This window comes from Streptomyces sp. NPDC004134, from assembly GCF_042874195.1.
Classification (GTDB): Bacteria; Actinomycetota; Actinomycetes; order Streptomycetales; family Streptomycetaceae; genus Streptomyces.
The window spans coordinates 1-1,766 of the sequence record NZ_JBIAMS010000057.1 but is presented as its reverse complement, the minus strand read 5'-3'; the positions used below and the strand labels follow the sequence as shown (position 1 = coordinate 1,766).

The 1,766-nt window shown below is 71.2% G+C and carries 1 protein-coding gene; it reads right to left on the bottom strand.

All coding sequences use genetic code 11. The annotated features are described in order from the left end of the window. Positions 1-132: 132 nt before the first annotated feature. Positions 133-1,766, bottom strand: a 1,634-nt coding sequence (locus ACFYVJ_RS34750) for a condensation domain-containing protein (RefSeq protein WP_388900516.1), incomplete at its 5' end; no start/stop codon positions are given.

Sequence of the window (1,766 nt, the reverse complement as noted above, 5' to 3'; positions counted from 1 at the left end):
ACCGCCACCAACGACGGCACAACCACGCTGCCCATCACACACCACCCCAAAATCACCCCGGGTCAACAACCCGACCAACCCACAAAAACCACTGCTCGCATCAAGCCGTCGATACGACGGCGCGCTTTCACCTCACTCGGCAGTCGCTTCTCCCACGGCCTCCCGCAGGCATTCCGCGTACCCGTGCACGACATCGGCGACTTCCGCGGCCGTGAAGTGGTCGCTCGAACCGTCCACCATCAGGCCGTCGTCCACGACGCTGACCGTGAGCGGAAGCTCCGTGACGGTGTGGTCGGTCACCGTGGCGATGAAGTCGGCCATGCTGGTCGCGGCGAAGTCCGTGTAGGTGAACCAGGTCGTGGGGGCCGGCAGCCCGAACCGGCTGCGCATGGCGGCGAAGGGAAAGTGCCGGTGCTCCAGCATCTCCAGCTCGGCAGCCGCCACGTGCGTGACCCGCTCGCGCCACGAGGCGCCTTCGGCGGGCGGGAGGACCGGCACCGCGTTGAGGAACACACCGACGGCCAGGTGGGTGTCCCACGCTTCCGGCCGGGCGTTGGCCACGGCGAGCGTCCCCGGACGCGGCGCACCCGGGCCGGCGCCCAGCTCAAGGGCGCGCAGGTGCGCGGCGAGGAACAACTGCTTGGGCGAACACCTCCATGCCGCGCAGGCCCGGCCGATGTCGTCCCGCAGGCGTCCGTCGATGGAGTAGGTCGCGGACCACAGTGCCGGCTCCCCGTCCTGCCGACGCCGCTCCGGCACTGTCAGCGCCCGCCACTGCCGGGTCATGCCGGACCAGTACGCCGCCGACTCCTCCGAGGCGAGGGCCTCCGCTTCGGCCTCCGCCGCAAGCCTGCAGACGTCGACGGGCGCAGCAACCCCGGTGCCGCGCAACGCGGCCAGGATCTGGTCGAAGAAGACCGACACGCTCCAGCCGTCGAGCAGGGCGTGGTGGTGGGACAGGAACATCCGGGCACGCCCCCCTGGCAGGACGGCGCACGTCAGCCGCCACAGAGGGAAGTCGTCGCGGTAGAAGGGCCGCTCGCGCTCGCGCTCCCGGATCTGTTCGATCCGCTTGCCCGCCGCGTCCGGCGCGAACGTCGACAGGTCCTCGTACTCCAGCAGCGGGTCGGGGAGTGCGCGGACGAGTTGCACCGGACCGTCCGCACCCGTCAGGTCGAACTCGGTCCGCAGGCCCGGCTGGGCGTTCGTGACCGCCGCCAGGGCCGCGGCAAGCGCGGACGGGGTGAGGCCGGGCGCGTCGAGCACCGTCTCCGACACGACGTGGTAGGTCGGGCGGTCCGGGTCACGCTCGCTCTCGAAGAGCATTCCCGTCTGGATGAGCAGGGCCGGATACGCGCGTTCCACCGTGCCGGCCGGGACCGGAGCCGGATCTGCGGCGGGCTGCCGGGGGTCGGCGACCGGAGCGGCCGGCTCGGTCGCTGCCGCCAGGTCTGCGAGCACCGGGTGGACGAAGAGGTCGCCGACGCTGAACTCCAGTCCCTGCTCCTCGGCCGCCACGGACGCACGCAGTGCGGTCATGGAGTCGCCGCCGATGGTGAAGAAGTGGTCGTTGCGGCTGATGGAGTCGGTGCGCAGGACCTGGGACCAGATGCCGGCCAGGAGCCGTTCGGTGTCGGTGACCGGCTGATCGCCGCTCTCGCGGGTGGGCAACGGCTGCACGACGAGATCGCGCAGGGCGGCCCGGTCGAGCTTGCCGTTCGCCGTCAACGGCAGCGAGTCGACGACCGAGACCGAGGACGGCAGCA